Annotated in this window: 6 protein-coding genes; all 6 read left to right on the forward strand. The window is 58.6% G+C overall.

Annotation, left to right across the window (positions count from 1 at the left end; all coding sequences use genetic code 11):
* A partial coding sequence (locus ACIQVE_RS29215) for an FKBP-type peptidyl-prolyl cis-trans isomerase (protein WP_402815374.1) occupies window positions 1-513 on the forward strand: 513 nt, incomplete at its 5' end.
* 294 nt (window positions 514-807) lie between these two features.
* Complete coding sequence (locus ACIQVE_RS29220; protein WP_402815376.1) at window positions 808-1,263, forward strand: YkvA family protein; 456 nt, start codon at window positions 808-810, stop codon at window positions 1,261-1,263.
* A gap of 112 nt (window positions 1,264-1,375) precedes the next feature.
* On the forward strand, window positions 1,376-1,717 hold the full coding sequence (locus ACIQVE_RS29225; RefSeq protein WP_042558400.1) for a helix-turn-helix transcriptional regulator: 342 nt from the start codon (window positions 1,376-1,378) through the stop codon (window positions 1,715-1,717).
* The gene (locus ACIQVE_RS29230; RefSeq protein ID WP_003223109.1) at window positions 1,714-2,085 is read left to right on the forward strand and encodes a hypothetical protein; all 372 of its coding nucleotides are present in this window, start codon (window positions 1,714-1,716) and stop codon (window positions 2,083-2,085) included. The genes ACIQVE_RS29225 and ACIQVE_RS29230 overlap by 4 nt, the downstream gene beginning before the upstream one ends.
* Window positions 2,086-2,493 carry a sel1 repeat family protein gene (locus ACIQVE_RS29235; protein ID WP_402815379.1) on the forward strand — a complete coding sequence of 136 codons (408 nt, stop codon included), beginning with the start codon at window positions 2,086-2,088 and terminating at the stop codon, window positions 2,491-2,493.
* A gap of 233 nt (window positions 2,494-2,726) precedes the next feature.
* Window positions 2,727-4,273: DUF6531 domain-containing protein (locus ACIQVE_RS29240; RefSeq protein WP_402815381.1), on the forward strand; the 1,547-nt coding region annotated here is incomplete at its 3' end.

The following is a 4,273-nucleotide window of genomic DNA, read 5'->3' on the forward strand; positions in this document are numbered from 1 at the left end:
GGCAAGAAAGAACAGAAGCTGAAAGATGAAGAGTTGGTCGAAGCTTTCGCCGCGCTGCAAAAGCGTGCCGAAGAGCGTATGGTCAAGATGAGCGAAGAGTCGGCATCCGCCGGCAAGAAATTCCTCGAAGAAAACGGCAAGAAGGCTGGTGTGACTACCACCGCTTCCGGCCTGCAATACGAAGTGGTCAAGAAAGCCGACGGCGCACAGCCTAAGTCTTCCGACGTAGTGACCGTTCACTACACCGGCAAGCTGACCAATGGCACCGTATTCGACAGCTCCGTCGAGCGCGGCAGCCCGATCGATCTGCCGGTGAGCGGCGTGATTCCAGGTTGGGTTGAAGGCCTGCAACTGATGCACGTTGGCGAGAAGTACAAACTGTACATCCCTAGCGATCTGGCTTACGGCGCACAATCGCCAAGCCCGGCAATCCCGGCCAACTCGGTTCTGGTCTTCGACCTGGAACTGCTGGCCATCAAGGACCCAGCCAAAGAAGACGCCGCTGCCAAGTAATCGGTAACGGCTTCGACAACAACGCCTCGCTTATGCGGGGCGTTGTTGCATCTGGACACTGACGAGGGTAAACAGAGCGAACCGATGCCGGTCAGAAGAGTCATAGCCTTTGAGGCTGCCGGCACTAGACGGCCTGATCCGCCAAGTCAATGAAATATTGGGGTTTTTTATGTGAGTAAAAAACGCCCGATCTGAGCGCAGCCCTTATGAAACGGGGCTCTCAGCGCTGAAATGCAGCTCTGTTCACAAGGTTATCCACAATTTGTGTGGATAACATTTCAACGGGAGGAATAGATGAAAGCTCCGTGGAATTTCGCTCGATTCCTGCCTCTGGCTGGCCGCCTGCTGGCTCGCGGTCGCTTGCCGACCTTGCTGTTCGCCGTGGCCAGCAAAGGCGCCGCGCAAGGCAATCGCCTCGGCAAGCTCAAGGATGATCTGCGTTTGCTTCAGGCATTGTGTCTGGCCTACTGGCGCGGCGACTATCGTGCGATCAGTGGCAAAGCCCTGGTTTCAGTAGTCGCGGGCCTGATGTACTTCCTTAGCCCGGTCGACGCGATTCCGGATTTCATTCCGGTATTCGGCATGTTCGATGACATCGCCGTCCTCGCCTGGCTGATGAAAGTCCTCGACGATGAACTCAATGCCTTCCGGCTCTGGCGCAATCGCCAGCATCCGGAAAAACTGGCGGTCGCTGAACGCTTGCCCGATACCCCCGAACAACTTCAGCTTCAGGGACCGAAAAAGACCTGATTCATCAAGCCTGCACATAGATAGATACCCCTCGCGACCTTGGCCGCTGTTAGGATTACACTTCTAGGGAAAAGTGCCGACTCGCTAAGTGTTGTTGTCCTACGGGGTAGTCATGGATATTCAGATAATTGCACGCGATGGCGAACCCGAATACGCGGTTCTGCCTTGGGCTCAGTATCAGGCTCTACTAAAAGCAGCAGGCATCAAAGAAGCACCGTCGCAGCAGGCTCCAGAGCCGCTCGCGGCAACGCCGGACCCGATTCTTCCTGGTCTGGATCAACTCCGCAGTTTGCGCGAAGGGAAGGGCATCGCCATCGAGGCGCTGGCCCGCACGGTAGGCATCAGCCCGTCTTATCTGGCCATGATCGAAAGTGGCGAGCGTCTGCCTGACGCCGCGATTCGTCGTAGCCTCGCTTGGGAACTGACGGTGCCAGGGTGGAGGGATGAATCGTGAGCGTACGCATCAGTCGACAACATTGGGACGGATTACTCGGGGAACTCGATCAGGCGCGCCGCCAGCGTCATCTGTTGACCTACCGGGCGTTGCTTGAGCGTTTGCAACTGCCGACGCCGGCGATGCAAACATTGACCGCCGCGCTTGAGCATCTGGCCGCGCTGGATGCCAAGGCCGAACAGCCGTTGCGCAGTTCGCTGGTTATCAGCCAGGGCGCGAGTCGTTTGCCGCGTACCGGTTTTTTTGAGTGTGTCGAACGCTTGGGGCGTTTTTCCGGGCCGTCCGATGGCGTTGCCGCAGCGTCCTGGCATGCGTCGGAAGTGGTCAGGGTTTTCGAGTATGAATACCCGGAATCAGCGGAGGCCTGAGTGTTTTTACGACTCAAGGCGCGGGCCAGCTATTGGCTGGCGCGCAGGCTGTTTCACTGGTCATGGTTCGTGCGCCAGCCCCGCGGCTGGCGCTGGCTTGAAGGTCAGTTTGCGCGCATGGCCAACCTGGGCGATGTCGGCGCGCAAAGCTTCTATGGACACATCCTGACCTTTCGCGGTGTGGGTTTGGGAGCCCGTGAAGAAGGCGTGCGCCTGTTGCGGTTGGCGGCTCTGGCTGGCGATGGCAAAGCGGCCTATCAGGTTGGCGTGATCAGTCTTGCCGGCACCGCGAGCAAAGCGCCAGACCCTGTCGAAGCCGCGCGCTGGTGGGGTATGGCCGCCAAGGCCGGGCACCCGTTGGCCGAGCTTAAATTGAAAGAGCTGGGTGTTGGAAATTCAACGCAGTAAATCCATTTGTGTCGTCCGATAAACGGGGCGTGAGAGAAATCTCACGCCCTGTTTGCGTTTGGTCTGTCCGTTTAGATTTTTGCTGTTTGCAGATAAGTCCTACAGCCATCGCCTACTCGCCTGACTTCTTTTCTGACTGATCCCCCGCACAGTTCCCGCGCCTAATTTTTGCGCGAGGGAACGCTCATGTTTGACCCGCTTACTCAGTTCATCCCGCACCTCAGTGTGCGTTGATGGAAGCTATCTCTCGCATCGAGCAAGCACTCGACAGCTTCCCCGACACCCTCAGTCTCTACCGCGAACAGCTAGAACACTGGGCCAGTCGCACGGCCGACACCGTCAGCCACGCCGCTGATCTACCGTCACTGGTGGGCATGGAGCGGATCATCCGCTTCGGCGACCGCACTACGGCCGTCAGCAGCAGCGACGACGAATTTTTCTCCAATGTCGTCCAGTGCCCGAAGGGCGGGTTGATGTTGATCGAGAGCAAGTTCGAATCGGTCTATGACATCCCGCTGGGCAACATCGTGGTCAATGTGGTGGCGGTGGATGGAGGCGAAACGACGCCCATCACCCTCGATGCCGAAGGCAAGGGCGAATTCAGGGGAACAGAAGGCAGGTTCTATCGCGTGCATGTGCACGACGAGGTCTCCCCGGAACAGGTCAAGGCGCTGTTCAAGTCCTACGACGGTTTAACCGGTGAGCTGGATGGCTGGCTGCGCAGCGAATGGCAAGGGTTCAAGCCGCAGTGGTCGCATTCGGTGGCGACGGCGGCGGGCAACGGCATGCTGGCCGGTAGTTGGGCGGCGATCGAGGGCGTGTGGGACAGCATCGGGATGCTGTCTGACATTCTCAAGGATCCGGGCAAGTTTGCCGAGCGTTTGGGCAGTGGCGCGAATGACCTGATTGATCTGGCGGTGACGGCTCCCGAGGTCATGGAGAAGCTTCAGTTGCTGGTCAGCGACGAGGCTGCGCTGTGTTTGCTGTTGCGTACCGCCAGCCTGTGGCTGGAGATGTTGCCGCCGAGCCAGATCGCCGGCAAAACCGCGCAAGCGGTATCGATGATGATGGTTCAGGTGCTGATCGATGTGCTGATCGCCGTCGCCCTGACGTTCGCGAGTGGCGGCGGAGGGATCGCTTATCTGACGCTACGTCTGGCGGGTCACGCGGTTCAACTGCTGTCGGCGCTGGTGCGGTTGGTAAAGGCGATGTTCGGCATCGTCAGCGGCTTCCTAAAGTACGTTGATAAATACAAGGCAGTTGCCGCGCGCGGCGTAGTGGCCAGTGTGAAAAAAGGCCGGATGCAATTGCGCTGGAATGCCAAACGCAACGCCTTGCTGAAGAAAGACGAACATCACGATGACTCGCCGGATCAGGCAAAAAACCCCAACGGCGACAGCGCCGATTGTGTGCCGCAGACCTGTACCAACGGTTGCCCTGTGTCGATGGTTACCGGCGAGGAATTGCTGACCCTGACCGATGGCGTGCTCGATGGATTGTTGCCATTCGAGTTCACCCGCTTGTATCGCACCAGTGCCGCCGAGATCGATGTCGGGCTGGGATTTGGCTGGAGTCATTCGCTGGCGCATCGGCTGGAGTTCGATGGCGATTGTGTTGTTTGGGTTGACCATGAAAACCGGCGTACACGATTCCCGTTGCCGAGCGTTGAGCGGCCGGCGATTCACAACAGCCTGTCGCGGGCGGCGATTTTTCTGGGGGATGAACCGGAGGAACTGGTCCTCGCACTGGCGGGGGATGCGGCGCAGTTTTATCACTTTCG

Source organism: Pseudomonas sp. NPDC098747 (assembly GCF_044760045.1).
In the GTDB taxonomy this organism is placed as follows: Bacteria; Pseudomonadota; Gammaproteobacteria; order Pseudomonadales; family Pseudomonadaceae; genus Aquipseudomonas.